This window comes from Amycolatopsis thermalba, assembly GCF_023376025.1.
Lineage (GTDB): Bacteria > Actinomycetota > Actinomycetes > Mycobacteriales > Pseudonocardiaceae > Amycolatopsis_E > Amycolatopsis_E thermalba.
The window spans coordinates 3,402,780-3,421,192 of record NZ_CP091196.1 but is presented as its reverse complement, the minus strand read 5'-3'; the positions used below and the strand labels follow the sequence as shown (position 1 = coordinate 3,421,192).

The 18,413-nt window shown below is 73.4% G+C and carries 16 protein-coding genes; 11 read left to right on the top strand and 5 right to left on the bottom strand.

Translation table 11 applies throughout. The annotated features are described in order from the left end of the window. Positions 1 to 11: 11 nt before the first annotated feature. Complete coding sequence (locus tag L1857_RS16460; protein ID WP_249465500.1) at positions 12 to 1,412, bottom strand: APC family permease; 1,401 nt, start codon at positions 1,410 to 1,412, stop codon at positions 12 to 14. Positions 1,413 to 1,654: 242 nt separating this feature from the next. On the opposite strand from L1857_RS16460, the gene L1857_RS16455 reads away from it, so the two are divergent. The 4 genes from L1857_RS16455 to L1857_RS16440 all read left to right on the top strand — a co-directional run bounded on the left by L1857_RS16455 (position 1,655) and on the right by L1857_RS16440 (position 5,323). Further along, positions 1,655 to 3,094, top strand: a complete 1,440-nt coding sequence (locus tag L1857_RS16455; protein ID WP_249465497.1) for an APC family permease — start codon at positions 1,655 to 1,657, stop codon at positions 3,092 to 3,094. Further along, positions 3,091 to 3,837 (top strand): IclR family transcriptional regulator, encoded by a 747-nt coding sequence (locus L1857_RS16450; RefSeq protein WP_094008663.1) that lies wholly within the window; start codon positions 3,091 to 3,093, stop codon positions 3,835 to 3,837. Before L1857_RS16455 ends, L1857_RS16450 begins: the two co-directional genes overlap by 4 nt. 67 nt (positions 3,838 to 3,904) lie before the next feature. After that, positions 3,905 to 4,393: a pyridoxamine 5'-phosphate oxidase family protein gene (locus L1857_RS16445; protein ID WP_094008664.1), complete on the top strand. Its 489-nt coding sequence runs from the start codon at positions 3,905 to 3,907 to the stop codon at positions 4,391 to 4,393. 9 nt (positions 4,394 to 4,402) lie between these two features. After that, the gene (locus tag L1857_RS16440) at positions 4,403 to 5,323 is read left to right on the top strand and encodes a cobalamin-binding protein (RefSeq protein WP_094008665.1); all 921 of its coding nucleotides are present in this window, start codon (positions 4,403 to 4,405) and stop codon (positions 5,321 to 5,323) included. Here the strand turns inward: L1857_RS16440 and L1857_RS16435 are convergent. Then, complete coding sequence (locus L1857_RS16435) at positions 5,278 to 5,781, bottom strand: OsmC family protein (RefSeq protein WP_094008666.1); 504 nt, start codon at positions 5,779 to 5,781, stop codon at positions 5,278 to 5,280. The genes L1857_RS16440 and L1857_RS16435 overlap by 46 nt on opposite strands. A gap of 144 nt (positions 5,782 to 5,925) precedes the next feature. Here L1857_RS16435 and lysA point away from each other — a divergent pair, with 144 nt between their 5' ends. Together lysA and L1857_RS16425 are read left to right on the top strand one after the other, a co-directional pair. Continuing rightward, positions 5,926 to 7,242 carry a diaminopimelate decarboxylase gene (gene lysA, locus L1857_RS16430; protein ID WP_116109966.1) on the top strand — a complete coding sequence of 439 codons (1,317 nt, stop codon included), beginning with the start codon at positions 5,926 to 5,928 and terminating at the stop codon, positions 7,240 to 7,242. A 17-nt stretch (positions 7,243 to 7,259) separates the two neighbouring features. Further along, positions 7,260 to 7,643, top strand: coding sequence for a VOC family protein (locus tag L1857_RS16425; protein WP_094008668.1), 384 nt, complete (start codon positions 7,260 to 7,262; stop codon positions 7,641 to 7,643). 9 nt (positions 7,644 to 7,652) lie between these two features. Here the strand turns inward: L1857_RS16425 and L1857_RS16420 are convergent, their stop codons facing one another. Further along, positions 7,653 to 8,534, bottom strand: coding sequence for a LysR family transcriptional regulator (locus tag L1857_RS16420; protein WP_233157517.1), 882 nt, complete (start codon positions 8,532 to 8,534; stop codon positions 7,653 to 7,655). Positions 8,535 to 8,621: 87 nt separating this feature from the next. Between L1857_RS16420 and L1857_RS16415 the strand changes: the two genes are divergently transcribed. The 5 genes from L1857_RS16415 (at position 8,622) to L1857_RS16395 (ending at position 15,647) form a co-directional block, all read left to right on the top strand. Then, entirely contained in the window at positions 8,622 to 10,409 is a 1,788-nt protein-coding gene (locus L1857_RS16415; RefSeq protein WP_094008670.1) for a gamma-glutamyltransferase family protein, read from the top strand. Positions 10,410 to 10,586: 177 nt separating this feature from the next. Beyond that, positions 10,587 to 12,227 carry an ABC transporter substrate-binding protein gene (locus L1857_RS16410; protein WP_094008671.1) on the top strand — a complete coding sequence of 547 codons (1,641 nt, stop codon included), beginning with the start codon at positions 10,587 to 10,589 and terminating at the stop codon, positions 12,225 to 12,227. 5 nt (positions 12,228 to 12,232) lie between these two features. Beyond that, positions 12,233 to 13,189, top strand: coding sequence for an ABC transporter permease (locus L1857_RS16405; RefSeq protein ID WP_094008672.1), 957 nt, complete (start codon positions 12,233 to 12,235; stop codon positions 13,187 to 13,189). Then, a complete protein-coding gene (locus L1857_RS16400; protein ID WP_094008673.1) occupies positions 13,186 to 14,067 on the top strand; it encodes an ABC transporter permease in 882 nt (293 codons plus the stop codon). Before L1857_RS16405 ends, L1857_RS16400 begins: the two co-directional genes overlap by 4 nt. Further along, entirely contained in the window at positions 14,064 to 15,647 is a 1,584-nt protein-coding gene (locus tag L1857_RS16395) for an ABC transporter ATP-binding protein (protein WP_249465494.1), read from the top strand. Before L1857_RS16400 ends, L1857_RS16395 begins: the two co-directional genes overlap by 4 nt. Positions 15,648 to 15,758: 111 nt before the next feature. On the opposite strand, the gene L1857_RS16390 is transcribed toward L1857_RS16395, so the two are convergent. Both L1857_RS16390 and L1857_RS16385 read right to left on the bottom strand, forming a co-directional pair. Further along, the gene (locus L1857_RS16390; protein ID WP_094008675.1) at positions 15,759 to 16,934 is read right to left on the bottom strand and encodes an ROK family transcriptional regulator; all 1,176 of its coding nucleotides are present in this window, start codon (positions 16,932 to 16,934) and stop codon (positions 15,759 to 15,761) included. A 45-nt stretch (positions 16,935 to 16,979) separates the two neighbouring features. Next, positions 16,980 to 18,410, bottom strand: coding sequence for a sugar ABC transporter permease (locus L1857_RS16385; RefSeq protein ID WP_249465491.1), 1,431 nt, complete (start codon positions 18,408 to 18,410; stop codon positions 16,980 to 16,982). Between the last annotated feature and the right edge of the window lie 3 nt (positions 18,411 to 18,413).

The window sequence follows — 18,413 nt, the reverse complement described above, 5'->3', positions numbered from 1 at the left end:
CGGCGATCCTTTCAGGCGAGGGCGGGTTCGGTGGCGGGCGAGCGCAGGACGGCCGAGAGCACGGCGCCGAGGGCGAACGCTCCGGCGAGCACGGCGAAGATGACGGCGGCCAGGCCGGACGAGCCGCCGATGAGCGTCGGGAAGTTGAGCACGGTCAGCACCAGGCACGTGCCCAGCCCGGCCAGGCCGAGCACCGGCGCGGCGAACGTGTGCCAGGCGCGCCGGTCCACCCGCGTGCGGCGGAAGAACACCACCACAGCCAAGCACGTCAGCGTCATCAGCACGAGCACGCCGAGGGTCGCGGTGCCGGCCATCCACGAGAACACCTGGGTCACCGGGTCCATCCCGGCCAGGGCGAACACCGCGATCAGCGCGACCGCGCTCGCCGACTGCGCCAGCGACGCGACGTGCGGCGAACCGTGGCGGGCGTGGCTGCGGCCGCACGCGGCGGGCAGCGCCCCGGAGTTGCCGAGCGAGAACGCGTACCGGGCGAGGACGTTGTGGAACGACAGCAGCGCGGCGAACAGGCTCGTGACCAGCAGGACCTGCACCACGTCGGCGCCGGCGGTGCCCAGGTAGCGGCCGACCGTGGTGATCAGCATGCCGCCCGGGTCGGCACCGGCCTGCTCGACCGCGCCCGCATCCCCCCACGCGGACACGACCGCCCAGCTGGACAGCGTGTAGAACCCGGCGATGAGCAGCAGCGACAGGTAGGTGGCGCGCGGGATCGTGCGGGCCGGGTCGCGGGCCTCGTCCCGGAAGACCGCGGTGGCCTCGAACCCGATGAAGCTCGCGATGGCGAACATGATCGCGATGCCCACCGAGCCGGAACCGATCTGCGCGGGCTGCAGGAACGCCGTGGACAGCCCGCCGTCCCCGCCGCGCACGGTGACGACCGCGTCGAAGACCAGCACGATCCCGGCCTCGCACAGCAGCAGCACGCCGAGCACCTTGCTGCTCAGGTCGATGTGCCGGTAGCCGAGCACGCCGACCACCGCGAGCGCGGCCAGCGACCACACCCACCACGGCAGCGCGGGACCGCCGTAGTGCTGGACCAGGCCGTCCAGGGCAGCGCCGAGGTAGCCGTAGACGGCCAGCTGCACCGCGGTGTAGGTGACCAGGGCGAGGAACGCCGCGCCGAGGCCGGGCGCGCGGCCCAGGCCCTCGCGGATGTAGGCGTAGAACGCCCCGGCGTTGGGCACGTGACGGCTCATCGCGCAGAACCCCACCGCGAACAGCAGCAGGACCACGCAGCACAGCACGAAGGTGGCGGGGAAGGCGGCGCCGTTGCCGAGCGCGACGCCCAGCGGCACGCTGCCGGCGACGACGGTGAGCGGCGCGGCGGCCGCGACGACCATGAAGACGATGGAGCCGGCGCCCAGTGAACCGGTCAGCGACCGTGGCGTATCCATGAGACCTCCGGGGGCTCATCGGGGATTTCCGGTGACGGCTGCACAGCGTTGAGCAGCAACGTTGCGCCGCCGTCAGCCCCGGGTCAAACCCCGGTCTCCGGCACCGGGAACTCCCGCGGCGGCGTTCTCCCAACGCGGGAACGGGCCGGGGAAAATTCTCATTCGGCGTCACGAGGCGTGTGCCGCGGCGTGACCCCGGAGTTACAGTGCCAGGCTACCGTCCACAGAGGAGGAAGAGCCGGATGTCCCTGCCACCCCGGGTGCTGCCGCCGCTGCGGCGTGAGTCCCCGATGTCCGGGCTCGACCGCCGTAACCTCGGCCCGCTCCAGGTGTTCGCGCAGTCGATCTCGGCGGCGGCGCCGTCGGCGGCGATGGCGGCCGCGCCCGCGGTCGCCGCGGCCGGAGCCGGCACCGGGGTGCTGTGGTCGTTCGTCGTGGCGACCGTGCTCGCGCTGCTCATCGGCCTGGGCATCGCCCAGTTCACGCGCCGCATGGCCGCGGCCGGGTCGCTGTACAGCCTGACCGCGAAGGGGCTCGGCCCGGTCGCGGCCTTCGCGTGCGGCTGCGCGCTGCTGGTCGGCTACGGCCTGCTGACCATGGCCGCGCTCACCGGGTCCGGCGTCTACCTGCAGGACCTGCTGCGGCGGGCCGGGGCGGACCCGGGCTGGGGCCTGGTGGCGGTGCTGGTACTCGTGCTGGGCGCGCTGGCCACGGCGTGCGTGCTGCGGGGCGTGCGGTTGTCGGCCACGGTCGTGCTCGTCACCGAGGCGGTGTCGATCTCGCTGATGCTGGTGGTGTTCGGGCTGCTGCTGGCCCGCGTCGGGCCGGAGCTGGCGCCCGCCGCGCCGGACCGCGGCGTCGGCGGGATCGCGGCCGGGGTGCTGCCCGCGCTGGGCGCGTTCATCGGCTTCGAGGCGGCCGCGTCGTTCGGGGTGGAGGCCCGGCGGCCGTTCCGCACGGTGCCGCGCGCGGTGCAGGGCACGGCGGCGCTGTGCGGGGTGCTGTACCTGGTGGCGGCGTACACCCAGGTCGTCGGGCTGGGGGCGCTGCCGGGCGGGCTGGCGGGGCAGGCCGAGCCGGTGAGCACGCTGGCCGCGCGGCAGCAGCTGCCGTGGCTGTCCTACCTGCTGGACCTGGGCATCGCGGCGTCGTTCCTGGCGTGCACGCTGGCGACCGGCAGCGCGCTGGTGCGGGTGCTGCTGTCGATGGGGCGCGAAGGTGTGGCCCCGGCGGCGCTGGGCCGGACGCACCCGCGGTACCGGACGCCGCACGTGGCGATCCTGGCGGTGCTCCCGCCGGTCGCGGTGGTGCCGGTGGTGCTGATGGCGGCCGGGATGAGCACCACGTCGGTGTTCGTCACGCTGCTCAACGTCGCGGTGTTCGGGTACCTGGTGGCGTACTTGCTGGTGTGCGTGGCGGCGCCGGTGTTCCTGTACCGGATCGGCGAGCTGACGCGCGGGGTGCTGGTGGTCAGCGCGATCACCGCGCCCGCCCTGCTGGCGGCGCTGGTGGTGTTCACGGCGGACAACCTGGGCGGGCCGTACCCGGCGGTGTTCGGGCTGTTCGCGCTCGGCGGCCTGGCGTGGTTCGCCTGGTTGCGGCGACGGCGGCCGCGGCAGCTGGCGCGGATCGGCATCTACGACGAGACCTCCGAGGCCGATCTGCTGGGCGGTGCGCGGTGAGCCCGGAGACGCCGCTGTCGGGCCGCCAGCCGAAGGCGGTCCGCAGCGCGCTGGCCGTGCTGGAGGAGGTCGTGGCGTCCGGGCCGGGCGTGACGGCGAAGGAGATCTCGGCCGCGCTGAAACTGCCGCCGGCAACGACCTATCGGCTGCTGAACCTGCTGGTCGGCGAGGAGTACCTGGTGCGGTTGCCGGACCTGCGGGGGTTCGCGCTGGGCCGCCGCGCCGGACGGCTGGCGATGCCGGTGACGGTGCGCCCGCCCGCGGCGGCGCGGGCGATCGTGGAGCACCTGCGGCAGCGGGTGCGGTGGGGCGTGCACCTGGCGTCCTACCGGACGGGGCGGCTGACGCTGGCCGACCCGGACCCCGACCACCCGCCGTCGGACGGGGCGCTGCTCGCGCGGTACCCGCACGTGTCCGCGCTGGGCAAGCTGCTGCTGGCCGAGCAGGCCGACTGGCGGGCGGTGGTGCGGGAGCTGCGGTCGTTCACCGAGCGCACGATCGTCGACGCCGACCGGCTGGACGCCGAGCTGGCGGAGGTGGCGCGCAGCGGGATGGCGCGGCAGTGCGGTGAGCTGCTGGAGCGCAAGGGGTGCCTGGCGGTGGCGATCCGGGACGTGGTGACCGGCGAGCTGGTCGCCGGGCTGGCGGTGAGCGGCCCGGCGGAGCGGGTCGCCGAGCCGAACGCCGAGCTGGTGGCGCTGGTGCGCGACCACGCCGGGCAGCTGGCGCCGCTTCTGGCGTGAGCGATGTCGAGAACGCGGGGCCGGGTCCGTCCCTGGCGTGACACACCCCGAACCGGAGGAGACGGACATGGATGTCACCGCTGAACTGGCCAAGCCGATCGCGCGGGAGCTGCTGCGTTCGGACATCCCGGCGAGGCTGGCCTACGACGGGCTGGACGGTGTGCCGCGGGTGATCCCGATCGGCTTCTGGTGGGACGGTGAGCACCTGGTGATGGCGACCCTGCCGGCGTCGGCGAAGGTGGCGGCCCTGCGACGCAACCCGCGCGTGGCGATCACCATCGACCGCATGGCCCCGTGGCCCCCGCGCGTGCTGCTGATCCGCGGCACGGCGCGCCTGGAGCTGGTCGGCGGGGTGCCGGAGGCCTACATCGAGGCGTCCCGGAAGGTGACGCCCGCCGAGGTGTTCGAGTCCTGGGAGCAGAGCGTGCGCGCGCTGTACGAGCAGATGGTGGTCATCACGGTCACCCCGGACTGGGCGAAGCTGCTGGACTTCGAGACGACCCTGCCCAAGGCGGTCGAGGACCTGATCCGGGCGCGGAGTGCCGGCCCCGCCTAGGCTCGAACCGTGCGGATCGTGTCGTTGTTGCCCGCCGCGACGGACCTCGTGGCCGAGCTGGGGCTGCTCGGGGACCTCGTCGGCCGGACGCACGAATGCGACTGGCCGCCGGGCATCGAGGACGTGCCCGTCGTGACCGGCAGCGGTCTGGACACCACGATGAGCAGCCGCGAGATCTCCCAGGCCGTCGGGGGCGCGCACGCCGGCTCCGCGCTCTACGCCCTCGACGCGGCGAAACTCGCCGAGCTGCGGCCCGACGTCGTGCTCACCCAGGACCTGTGCGACCTCTGCGCGGTCTCCTACCGCCACGTCTCCGGCACCCTGCGCCTGATGGACGCCGGCCCCCGGGTGCTCAGCCTGGAACCCCGCACCCTGCCCGAGGTCCTGGACTGCGTGCGCCAGGTCGGCGACGTCCTCGGCGTGCCGGAGGTCGCCCGCGCCAAGCACGAGGAACTCCGCGCCCGCCTGGCGACCCTCCAGGAGCGGACCCGGCGCCTGCCCCGGCCGCGCGTCGCCGCGATCGAGTGGCTCGATCCGCTCTGGCCGGCCGGTCACTGGGTGCCCGAGCAGATCACCGCCGCCGGCGGGGAGCCCCTGCTCGCGCGCCCCGGCGAACACACGAAAGCCATCAGCTGGGCCGAACTGACCGCCGCCCGGCCGGACGTCCTCCTGCTGCTCCCCTGCGGCCTGCCGCCGGACCGCACCGAAGCCGAACTCGGCCTGCTCACCGGCCGCCCCGGCTGGAGCGACCTGCCCGCCGTGCGCGGCGGCCGGGTGTGGATCCTCGACGGCCCGTCCTACTTCAACCGTCCCGGCCCGCGCGTCGTGCGCGGCGCCGAAATCCTCGCCCACGTGCTGCACGGCATCGGGACCGTCGAGCCGGATCAGGCGAGGCGCACCTCGATCTCCGGTGGCGTCCGCAACGTCTGATACACCACGCAGTACCGCTCGGTGAGCTTGCGCAGCGTCGCCAGCTCGTCGGCGGAGGCGTCGGTGTCCAGGTCGAAGGACAGCCGGATCGACCGGAACCCGACCGGCGCCGTCTTGTCGACCCCGAGCGTGCCGCGGAAGTCCAGGTCGCCCTCGGCGCGCACGGTCCCGCCGCGGATCTCCAGCCCCAGCGACGTCGCGACCGCCCGCAGTGTCACCCCGGAGCACGCCACCAGGGCCTCCAGCAGCATGTCGCCGGAGCAGGCGAGGCTGCCGTCCCCGCCGGTGGCCGGGTGCAGGCCCGCCTCGACCACCGCCCGGCCGGTCTCGACCTTGCACGAGATGCCCAGGCCGTCCAGTTCCGCGTTGGCGCGCAAGGTGATCAGCGCCCGTGACGGGTCCTCCCGGTAGCGCTCCTTGAGCGGCGCCTGCAGTTCCCTGAGTTCGGTCGCGTCCATGCCGCCAGTATGGCCGCGTGAACGGGGTCACGCCGGTGTCAAGGCCGGATCAAGACCGCGCCCGCGCGAGTCATGGCCGCGTCAGCCCCGGCCCCGCGCGAGCCGCCGCGGCGATCTCCTTCAGGGAAACCGAAGGAGGACGTCATGACACTCGCCGAGGTGCTGCCCAGCGTGGGCCTCGCCGGTGAACCGCCGCTGGACGAGGGCCTGTGGCCGCGCACCACCCGCCTCGCCGAGGGCGGTGACCTGACCTGCGGCGGGGTGAGCCTGTCCCGGCTCGCCGCGCGGTTCGGCACGCCGGTGCAGGTGCTCGACGAAACCGAGATCCGGCACCGCGCCGAGACGCTGCGCGCCGCGTTCCCGGGCGCCGAGATCGCCTTCGCCACCAAGGCACTGCCCGTGCGCGGGGTGCTCCGGCTGCTGGGCTTCAGCGCGGACGTCTGCTCGGCCGGGGAGATCGCGATGGCGCGCTCGGCGGGCGTGCCGGGCGACCGGATCCTGGTGCACGGCAACGTGAAGACCCCGGAGGACCTCAAGGCCGCGTTCACCGCGCGCGCCGGCCGGATCGTGGCCGACTCCGGCGACGAGATCGACCAGCTCGCCGCGCTCGCCCCCGCCGGGCAGCGGGTCCTCGTGCGGGTCACCCCGGGCGTCGACGCGCACACCCACCGCGCGCTGGCCACCGCCGTCGACGGCCAGAAGTTCGGGTTCTCCCTCGCCTCGGGCGCCGCGCTGGACGCCGTGGGGCACGTCCTCGCCCAGCCGGGCCTGCGGGCCGCCGGGCTGCACTGCCACCTCGGGTCGCAGGTCCGCGACACCGGCGCCTACGCCGAAGCCGTACGGCGCATGGTGCACCTGCTCGCCCAGGTCCGCGACCGGCACGGGGTGACGCTCGACCAGCTCGACCTCGGCGGCGGGTTCGCCGTGCCCTACCGGCCGGGCGAGGCGGCCTTCGACCTGACCGGCGCCGCCCGCCGCATCCTGGGCACGCTGCGCCTGGAGTGCGACCGCCACCGGCTCGGAGTCCTGGCCCTGGTGCTGGAACCCGGCCGCTGGCTCGTCGCGACGGCCGGAATCACGCTGTACCGGGTGGCCGCGGTGAAGGACGGCTTCGTCGCGGTGGACGGCGGCATGAGCGACAACCCGCGCCCCGCGCTGTACGGCGCGCGCTACACCGCCCGGCTCGTCGGACGGCACACCAGGGCGCCCCGCCGCCCGGTGACCATCGCCGGCCGGCACTGCGAGGCCGGGGACATCCTGGCCGAGGACGTCCCGCTGCCCGCCGACGTCCGCCCCGGCGACCTGCTGGCGGTGCCGGTGAGCGGCGCCTACCACCACGCGCTGGCGTCGAACTACAACCTGACCGGCCGCCCACCACTGGTCGCCGTCGCCGCCGGCGCGGCGCGGGTGCTGGTGCGCCGGGAGACCGAGGAGGACCTGCTGCGCCGCGACGTGGGCTGATCCGGGAAGCTCGGCACATGGTCTCGGTATTGCAGAACGTCGCGATCGACTGCGCGGACGCCTACGAGCTGGCCCGGTTCTGGAGCGGGGTGACCGGCCGTCCGCTCCACCCGGACGACCGGCCGGGCGATCCGGAGACGCAGGTGCTGCTCGCGGAGGGCCCGGTGCTGCACTTCAACCAGGTGCCCGAGCCCAAGACGATCAAGAACCGGATCCACCTGTGCCTGCGCCCGGAGACCTCGCGCGACGAGGAGGTGGCGCGGCTGCTGGGCCTCGGCGCCACGTTCGTCGCCGACCGCCGGAACCCGGACGGTTCCGGCTGGGCCGTCCTCGCCGACCCCGAGGGCAACGAGTTCTGCGTGCTGCGCAGCGAGTCCGATCGGGCCGCGGGGGAATCCTGACGCGCCGGGTCAGTTCCGCGCCGCCAGTGTCGTGTCGATGAACGCGCGCGTCGCGGCGGTGACCGGGCCGCTGCGGTGCACCAGCCACTGCGGCAGCCGCTCCGGCGGGTCGAACCGGTAGACGTCCGCGCCCGCCCGGACGGCCAGGTCCGACCAGCCGTCCGGCATCAGCCCCGCCCCGATGCCCTTCAGCACCATCGGCAGCACCACGCCCCGGTCCCCGGCCTCGGCCGCGATCGTCATGTCCCCCACGGTCGCGGCCAGCCGGTCGAACAGCGCCCGCACCGCCGTGGCCGGCTTGGTGACCACGAACCGCATGCCGCGCAGCATCTCCGGCGCCACCGCGGGCCCCGGCACGCCGAGCGCGCCGGGCGGCACGACCAGCAGGAACTCCTCGTCCCGCAGGTGGTGCGTCACCAGCCCCTGCCCGGACGGCCGCTCCGCGCTGCCGCACACCCCGACCTCGCACCGGCCCTGCAGCACCATCGCGACCACCTCGGCCGCCGACATCGCCGACGTCGTGCTGACCGTGACCCCCGGATGCCGCCGCGCCAGCTCGGCGATCACGCTGGTGACCGGTTCCAGCCCGGACGACGAGGTCGCGGCGACGTCCACCCGCCCGGCCGCGCCGTCCCCGATCGCGCCCGCCGCGGCCCGCAACGCGTCCAGGTCCCGCAGCACCAACCGGGCCCGGCCGGTCAGCGCCTCGCCCGCGGTGCTCAGCACGGCGTGGCGGCCGACCCGGTGGAACAACGTGACGCCCAGCTCGTGTTCGAGCTTGCCGATCGCGCGGGACAGCGACGGCTGCGCGACGTGCAACGCCTTCGCCGCCGCGGTGAACCCGCCGTGCTCGACGATCGCGACGAAGTACTCCAGCTGGCGGCGTTCCACCACGGCTCCCATCGATAGCGAACGGCTATGGGGATGGTGTCACACATGTCTTGGACGTTCACCCGTTCGAGGGTGTCTACTCGATCCGTGTTCACCACCCGTCCCACGCTGCAGGGCACTCACGGCATGGTGTCGTCGACCCACTGGCTCGCCTCCGCCACGGCGATGGCGGTGCTGGAGGACGACGGCAACGCCTTCGACGCGGCCGTGGCCGCCGGGTTCGTGCTGCACGTCGTCGAACCGCACCTCAACGGTCCCGGCGGCGAGGTGCCGATCATCCTCGCGCCCGCCGGCCAGGCGCCGCGCGTGCTGTGCGGGCAGGGCCCGGCCCCGGCGGGGGCGACGGTCGCGCACTACACCTCGCTCGGCCTGGACCTGGTGCCCGGCACCGGCCCGCTGGCCGCCGCCGTGCCCGGCGCGTTCGACGCCTGGATGCTGCTGCTGCGCGACCACGGCACCAAGACGCTGGCCGAGGTGCTGCGCTACGCCATCGGCTACGCCGAGCACGGGCACCCGGCGGTCGAGCGGATCGGCTCGACCATCGCCAGCGTGCGGGAGCTGTTCGAGACCGAGTGGACCAGCTCCGCGGAGATCTACCTGCGCGACGCGCGCCCGCCGAAGCCCGGTGAGATGCTGCGCAACCCGGCGCTGGCCGCGACCTGGCGCCGGGTGATCGCCGAGGCCGAAGCCGCCGGCGCGGGCCGGGAGACCCAGATCGAGGCCGCCCGCCGGATCTGGCGCGAGGGCTTCATCGCCGAGGCGATCGCCGAGGCCGCCGCCCGCCCCACCCTGGACACCTCCGGCGAACGCCACGCCGGCACCCTGACCGCCGACGACCTCGCCGCGTTCGAAGCCGGCTACGAGGACCCGGTCACCTACGACTGGCAGGGCTGGACGGTCGCCAAGTGCGGCCTGTGGAGCCAGGGGCCGTCGTTCCTGCAGCAGCTCGCCCTGCTGCCGGACGGTCTCGAGTACGGCACCCCGGACTACCTGCACACGCTGATCGAGGGCACCAAGCTCGCCATGGCCGACCGCGAGGCGTGGTACGGCGACAGCACCGGCGTCTCGCTGGACACCCTGCTGTCCGCGTCCTACAACGACTCCCGCCGCGCCCTGATCGGCGAGCGGGCGTCGGCCGAACTGCGGCCCGGCTCGCCCGACGGCCGTCAGCCGCGGCTGAGCAAGCAGGCCGAACTGGCGCTCAGCGGCGCGGTCCCGCCGCCGCCCGCCGCGGGCGCCGGTGAGCCGACCGTCGCCAAGGACGGCGCCACCCGCGGCGACACCTGCCACCTCGACGTGGCCGACCGGTGGGGCAACCTGATCGCGGCGACCCCGAGCGGCGGCTGGCTGCAGTCCAACCCGGTCATCCCGGCCCTCGGCTTCCCGCTGGGCACCCGGCTGCAGATGGCCTGGCTCGACGAGGGCCTGCCCAACTCCCTGGTACCCGGCCGCCGCCCGCGCACCACGCTGTCGCCGTCGATGGCGCTGCGCGACGGGGTGCCGGTGATGGCGTTCGGCACGCCCGGCGGGGACCAGCAGGACCAGTGGAGCGTGCATTTCTTCCTCGCCGTCGCGCTGCGCGGAACGGTACGCGGAAGCCTCGACCTGCAGGGCGCGATCGACGCCCCGAACTGGCACACCGACAGTTTCCCGAGTTCGTTCTACCCGCGCGCGATGAAACCGGGCAGCGTCACCGTCGAATCGCGCATCGGCGATTCCGCGATAACCGAACTGCGCCGCCGTGGGCACGATGTCGAGATCGCCGACCCGTGGTCGGAGGGACGGCTCTGCGCGGTCGCCCGCGACCCGGAAACCGGTGTGCTGTCAGCGGGTGCGAACCCGCGCGGCATGCAGGGCTACGCCGTCGGACGCTAGCCCGCGACATTTCCGAAAACGGAAATCAGCGGTCCGATCCATCCCCCCGGACCGCTGTTTTTCCTGCCCGCGCGGCGACCGTGATTCGTTACCGGAATTAACTCGCCGGAAATCGATGACAAACCGCGGGAAACTACCGTAGGCTGCGCACACATTCGAACGCGCTGGAGTTTGCCCATGCCCCACGAGAAGTCCCGGTGGCGCGTTTTCGCGTCACTCGCGGCGGTCACCGTGGCGCTCACCGCGTGCGTGCCGGTTCAGCACGTGGCGAGCACCGCCGAGCACACCGACGACTACGGCACGCCGGTCGGCGCCCAGGCCGTGCAGGCCGGGGGCGAGCTCGTGATGGGCCTGTCGTCCGAGCCGGACCGGCTCGACCCGACCACGTCCAGCTCGCTCTACACGCGGTACGTGATGAGTTCGATCTGCGAGAAGCTCTACGACCTGGATGCGTCCGGGCAGATCGTGCCGCAGCTGGCCACCGCGCTGCCGGCGCTGTCCGCGGACGGCCTCACGGTCACCATCCCGGTGCGCACCGGCATCACGTTCGCCGACGGCACCCCGTTCGACGCCGCCGCCGTCCGCACCAGCCTGCAACGCCACCTCACGCTCAAGGGCTCGCAGCGGGCCAGCGAGATGGGTCCCGTGCAGAGCGTCGAGGCGCCCGACGCGACCCACGTCGTGCTCACCTACAAACGCCCGTTCGCGCCGATCACCGCCGCGCTGGCCGACCGCGCCGGGATGATCCTGTCCCCCGCCGCGCTGGCGGCCGATGGCGCGAACTTCGGCGACCACCCGGTGTGCGTGGGGCCGTTCAAGTTCGTCAAGCGCGTGCCGCAGACCTCGATCGAGGTCGAGCGCGACCCGCTGTACTACGACGCGGCGCACGTCCACTTCGACCGCATCCTGTACCGGATCATGCCCGACGCCAACATCCGCGCCGCGAACCTGCGCTCCGGTGACATCCAGGTCGCCGACCTGATCTCGCCGCAGGACGTCGACGCGCTGGCCAAGGACCCGGACCTGAAGGTGCTGCAGTCCCCGTCGCTGGGCTACCAGGGCGTCACCATCAACACCGGCAACGTCGACGGCGCCGGCACCCCGGCCAAGCCGATCGACACCCCGATCGCGCGCGATCGGCGGGTGCGGGAGGCGTTCGCCGCGAGCATCGACCGGCAGACCCTGGTCGACACCGTCTTCAACAACTGGTTCGACGTGGCCTGCTCCCCCATCGCGCCGCAGTCGCCGTACGCGACACCGGCCAGCAACGCCTGCCCCGCCTTCGACCCGGCGCGGTCGCGGCGGCTGCTGGCCGAGGCCGGCGTGCCGGTGCCCTACACCGTCACGCTGCAGGTGTCCAACAGCCAGGACCAGCTGCGCTACGCCCAGGCGCTGCAGGCCAGCGTCGCCGAGGGCGGGTTCGACCTGAAGATCGTCCCGGTCGAGTACTCGACGCTGCTGGACGTGCAGAAGCGCGGCGCGTTCGAGGTGCTGCAGCTGGGCTGGTCGGGCCGCATCGACCCGGACGCCAACACCGCGCGGTTCCTGTCGTCGGGCTCGGCCGGCAACTACGGCGGGTTCGCCTCGCCCGAACTGGACGATCTGCTCGCCAGGGCCGCCCGCACCACCGACACCGCCGCCCGCGCCGAGCTGTACGGCCAGGCCACGCGGGTGATCCAGCGGGAGAACCCGATCGTCTACACCTACCGGCTGCGCAACCTCACCGTCCACTCGGCCCGGGTGGCCGGGGTCGAGGTGTACGCCGACGGCGTGGTCCGGCTCGGCAAGGCCGCCTTCCGCGCGGGCCAGGAGGGCTGACGACCATGCTGCGTTACCTGTTCCACCGGCTCTGGCAGTCCGCGGTCACGCTGGTGCTCGCCTCGATCGTGGTGTTCGCCGGGGTGCGCGCGCTGCCCGGCGACCCGGCGCTGGCGATGGCGGGCGAGGAGGCCGACGCCGAGACGCTGGCCGCCGTGCGCGCCCAGCTCGGCCTCGACCAGCCGCTGCCGGTGCAGTACTTCAAGTTCCTCGGCAACGCGGTGACCGGCGACTTCGGCCGCTCGACCCGCACCGGCACGCCGGTGACCGAGATGATCGGCACGACCCTGCCGGTCACCGTGCAGCTCGCGGTGTACGCGATGCTGATCGCGGTGCTGGCCGGCGTGCTGCTCGGCGTGCTCGCCGCGGTGTTCCGCGGCCGCTGGCCGGAGTGGGCCGCCAACGGGTTCTCGCTGTTCGCCCTGTCGGTGCCGACGTTCTGGCTCGGCATCCTCGCCGTGGTCTACCTGTCCGTCCAGCTGGGATGGTTCCCGGCGTCGGGATACGTGTCCCCGCTGAAGGATCCGCTGCGCGGCGTGTACTACCTGACGCTGCCCGCGGTGATCCTCGGCCTGTCGCACGCCGCGGTGGTGCAGCGCCAGACCCGCGCCTCGATGACCGGCACGCTGACCGCCGACTTCGTGCGCACCGCGCGGGCGAAGGGCCTGGGCCGCGGCGCGGTGATCTTCCGCTACGGGCTGCGCAACAGCCTCATCGTGGTCACCACGATCGTCGGCCTGCAGCTGGGCGGGCTGATCGCCGGGGCGGTGGTCACCGAGCGGATCTTCAGCCTGCCCGGCATCGGCAAGCTCACGCTCGACTCGGTGTTCAGCCGGGACTACCCGGTGATCCAGGCCGTCGTGCTGGTGATCACCTTCGCCTACATCGTCATCAACCTGCTGGTCGACGTCCTCTACACGGTCATCGACCCGCGGGTCCGGGTGTCTGGGAGGGCCGCATGACCGCGCCCGAGGTCACTGCCGAAACCACGCTCGCTCCCGGGCGGGTCCGCGGCCGGGTGTGGCGCAACCTGCTGCGCAACCCGATGGGCATCACCGGCGGCGTGCTGCTGCTGATCGTGCTCGTCGCCGGGATCTTCGCGCCGTGGCTGGCGCCCTACGCACCGTCCGAAGTGCACTTCACGACGCCGTTCCAGCAGCCGGCGACGGTCGGGTTCGCCCTGGGCACCGACGACCTCGGCCGCGACGTGCTCTCCCGCGTGCTGTACGGGACGCGGACCTCGCTCGAGGTCGGGCTGCTGTCGGTGCTGCTCGCGATCGTCGTGGGCGTCCCGCTGGGGCTGCTGGCCGGATACTGGCGGTGGCTCGACGCGATCGTGTCCCGGCTGACCGACCTGATGCTGGCGTTCCCGTTCCTGCTGCTGGCGGTCGGGCTGGCCGCGATCAACGGCGGCGGGCTGACCAACGCGGCGATCGCGCTGGGCATCGCCAACATCCCCACGATGATCCGCGTGGTGCGGGCGGAGACGCTGCGGCTGAAGGACAGCGATTTCGTGCTCGCGGCGCACACCATGCACGCCGGGCCGCTGCGCGTGCTCGGGCAGCACATCCTGCCGAACGCGATGTCGGCGATCATCGTGCAGGCGACGGTGATCATGCCGGCCGCGGTGCTCGGCGAGGCGATCCTGTCGTTCCTCGGGCTGGGCATCCAGCCGCCCGAGCCGAGCCTGGGCATCATGCTCTCCGACGCGCAGCAGTACCTGTTCCGCACCGTGTGGCCGGGGGTGTTCCCGGGCATCGCGCTGGCCCTGATCTGCCTGGGGTTCAACCTGTTCGGCGACGCGCTGCGCGACGCACTCGACCCGAGGAGCTCCCGATGACCGAACCGTTGCTGCGGGTCGAGGACCTGCGGGTGTCCTTCGGCGGCACCGAGGTCGTGCACGGCGCGGACCTGACGATCATGCCCGGGGAGCGGGTCGCCGTGGTGGGCGAGTCCGGGTCCGGCAAGTCGACGACGGCGCACGCGGTGCTGGGCCTGCTGCCCGGATCCGGCCGGGTGACCGGCGGGCGGATCGTGGTGCGCGGCGAGGACGTCACGCACGCCGGCGAAAAGCGGATGCGGCGGCTGCGCGGCCGGGAAATCGGCCTGGTGCCGCAGGATCCGATGACGAACCTGAACCCGGTCGCGCGGGTGGGCAGGCAGGTCGCGGAGACGCTGGTGACGCACGGGCTGGCGAACCGGCGGGAGGCGATGGCGCGGGCGGTGGAGATCCTCGGCGAGGCGGGGCTGCCCGATCCGGCGCGGCGCGCGCGGCAGTACCCGCACGAGTTCTCCGGTGGCATGCGGCAGCGGGTGCTGATCGCGATCGGGCTGGCGTGCCGGCCGGACCTGCTGATCGCCGACGAGCCGACCTCGGCGCTGGATGTCACGGTGCAGCGGCAGATCCTGGACCACCTGGACGGGCTCACCCGCGAGCTGGGCACGGCGATGCTGCTGGTCACGCACGACCTGGGGCTGGCCGCGGACCGGGCCGACCGGGTGGTGGTGATGTCGCAGGGCCGGGTCGTGGAGTCCGGTCCCGCGCGGCGGGTGCTGACGGCGCCGGAGCACGAGTACACGCGGCGGCTGATCGCGGCCGCGCCGTCGCTGAAGGAACCGCTGCCGGTGGCGGCCGCGGCCGCGCCGGTGCTCGAGGTGTCCGGGGTGTCGAAGGAGTACCGGATCCGCGGCGGCGGGGGCGTGTTCAAGGCGGTGGACGACGTGTCGTTCACGGTCGAGCGCGGCCGCACGACGGCGATCGTCGGCGAGTCGGGGTCGGGCAAGACGACGACGGCGCGGATGGTGCTCGGGCTGGTCCCGGTGACCGCCGGCACGATCCGGCTGGACGGGGAGGACGTGCTGGGCCTGCGCGGGGCGCGGCTGAAGGCGGCGCGCCGGGCGATGCAGCCGGTGTTCCAGGACCCGTACGCCTCGCTCGACCCGCTGTTCACGGTGGAGCGGCTGATCAGCGAGCCGTTGCGGGTCTTCCGGATCGGCGACAAGGCGAGCCGCGCGGCGAAGGTGCGGGAGCTGCTGGACCAGGTGGCCCTGCCGTCGTCGGTGGCGCACCGGTACCCGAACGAGCTGTCCGGCGGCCAGCGGCAACGGGTGGCGATCGCGCGGGCCCTGGCGCTGGACCCCAGGCTGGTGGTGTGCGACGAGGCGGTGTCCGCGCTGGACGTGCTGGTGCAGGACCAGATCCTCACCCTGCTGCGGCGCCTGCAGGAGGAGCTGGGGCTCAGTTACCTCTTCATCTCGCACGACCTGGCCGTGGTGCGCGCCATCGCGCACGACGTGGTGGTGATGCGCGCCGGGCGGGCGGTGGAGCAGGGCCCGGTCGGGAAGGTGCTGGCCGCCCCGGAGGAGCCCTACACGCAGGCACTGCTGGACGCCATCCCGGGAGCGGGCGTGTTCGCCTGACCGGTGCACACGGACCGGCCGACCAGCGCGACGAGTCAGCTCCGCGGTCGGCCGGGCGTCCTTGCGCCGCGCCACCGTCCAGGCCCCGCGGCGTGCCGCCGGGGCATGCCCTCACCCGTCGGCGAGTACCGTCTCGAAGGCCAGCTCCGCGGCGCCCAGCAGCTTCGCGTCCGTGCCCAGCGCCGAGGTCGCCACCCGGGTGCCGGCCAGGGCCCGGCTCACCAGGCTCCGCTCGCGCACCGAGCGCTCCACCTGCTCGACCAGCACCGGCGGCAGCGCGGTCAGCAGGTCGCCCAGCACGACCAGCTGCGGGCACAGCAGGTTGACCACGTTGCCGAGCCCGAGCGCGAGCCAGTCGGTGAACTCGGCCAGCTTGTCCAGCGCCGCACCGTTCGCCGACAGCAGCCGCAGCTCGTGCACGATCGCGCCGACCGGGCTGTCCTCGTCCAGCCCCAGCGCCCGCGCCAGGGCCCGCTCCCCCACCTCGGTCTCCCAGCAGCCGCGCGAGCCGCAATAGCACTGCCGCCCCCTCGGCCGCACCACCATGTGCCCGACCTCGCCGACGTGGTGCCCGCCGGCGCCGCGCATCGACACCCCGTTGGAGATCACGCCGCCGCCGACGCCGACGTCCGCGCTGATGTAGACCAGGTCGTCGAACCCGCGCGCCACGCCCCGCAGGTGCTCGGCCAGCGCGCCCAGCTCGGCGTCGTTGCCCATGTGCACCGGCAGGTGCAGCGCGCGCGACAGCCACGCGCCGAGCGGGATGTCCGTCCAGTGCAGGTTCGGCGCCTCGTGCACGAACCCGTCGGCGTGCCGCACCACACCCGGCACCGACACCCCGGCCGCGACCGGCTGGACGCCCAGCTCGTCGATCAGCGGGCCGGCCGTGTCGACGATCTTGGTGAACACCTCGCGCGGGTCGTTGGTGGTGGAGCGGATGTTCCACCCGCCCCGCCCGAGGATCTCGCCGCCGATCCCGACCAGCGCCATCCCGGCCCGCTCGACCCGGATGTCGATCGCCAGCACCACCGCGGCCTGCGGCTGCGGCAGCACCAGCAGCGACGGGCGGCCGGCCCCGCTGCGCTGGGCAGGCACCCGTTCCTCGACGAGCCCGTCCTCGGCCAGCCCGTCCACCAGCGCCTTGATCGTGCTGCGGTTCAGCCCGAGATCGGTGGCGAGACTGGCCCGTGTGGACGGACCATGGACGTGCAGCCGGCGCAACAGGGCGGCCCTGTTGTGCCGGCGCACGTCGTCCGGGCGCGTGCCCGCGGTCGGTGTGGTCGTCACCTGCGCTTCCCTGCTGGCCTGTGATCGGCGGTCCTCACCCGTGCCTCAGCGCGCCACCGCGGCACGCTTGCGGGAGAGCGCGTCGACGGCTGCCGCCACCAGTAGGACCAGGCAGGTGATGATGTTAACCGTTGCCGCCTGGAATCCGAGCAGGCCGAGGCCGTTCTGGACGGTCGCCAGCACCAGACCACCGATCACCGCGTCCCGCAGCCGGCCGCGGCCGCCGAACAGCGACGTGCCACCGATCACCGCCGCGCCGACGGCGAACAGCAGCGTGTTGCCGCCACCGGAGTTGCCGTCCACCGCGCCCACCTTGGAGCTGTAGACGATCCCGCCGATCGCGGCCACCGCCGAGCAGATCAGGAACACGCTCATCCGGATCTTGTCGACCTTGATGCCGGCGCGCCGCGCGGCCTCCTTGTTGCCGCCGACCGCGTAGATGTGCCGCCCGTAGCGGGTGCGGTCCAGCACGAACGTGCCGGCGACCAGCAGCACCAGCACGATCGGCACGACGTAGGGCACGCCGGCGATCGTGGTCAGGTCCGGGTTGGGCGAGCGGTTGGTGTTGAGCAGGTAGGTCGCGACCGCGCCGATCACCAGCACCGCAGCGGCCTTGACGAGCACGATCGTCGTGGGCTGCGCCACCAGCCCGCGGCGCAACCGTCCGAAGTGGCGGGTCAGGACGACCGCGGCGTACCCGCCCGCGGCGACGGCGAACATGATCCAGCCGCCCAGGATGGACAGGTTGCCGTTGGCCACCTGGTAGAGCACGTCGCTCTGCCGGATGGAGATCGTGCCGCCCTCGCCGACCAGCTGCAGCAGCAGGCCGTACCAGCCGATGAACAGCGCCAGGGTCACCACGAACGACGGGATGCCGATCTTGGCGACGATGGTTCCGGTCAGCGCGCCGATGACGACGCCGACGCAGATCGCCAGCACGATCTCGATCCACGGGTTGGCCGCGAACCCGGCGAGCATCACGACCGGTACGACGAGCGAGAGCACCGCGCCGATCCAGACGCGCATCCACACGCACAGCGCGGCCGCCACGATCGACCCGGCGATGAACCCGTAGAACACCGTGCTGCCGAAGTTGCCCAGCAGGTTGCCGTTCTGCGTGAAGTGCAGCGCCATCACCGACGCCGCGAGCCCGGAGGCGGTGCCGGCGGACAGGTCGATCTCGCCGAGCAGCAGCACCGGCACGATGCCCATCGCGATGATGGTCTGCCCGGCGCCCTGTGCGAACAGGTTCGCGATGTTGTTCAGCGACAGGAAGGTGTCGGACAGCCCGGTGAACACCAGCACCAGCACGAGCAGGCCGAGCAGCGCGGGCAGGGCGCCCAGCTCGCCGCCGCGCAGGCGCCCGAAGTAGTCACCGATCGCCTCGCGGGTGGACCGCGAGGTGGTGTCGATGCCGAAGTCCGAGATCGCCGCCGGGGGCCGGCCCGAGCCGGGCTTGGTGGGGGTTTCAGTCATGGC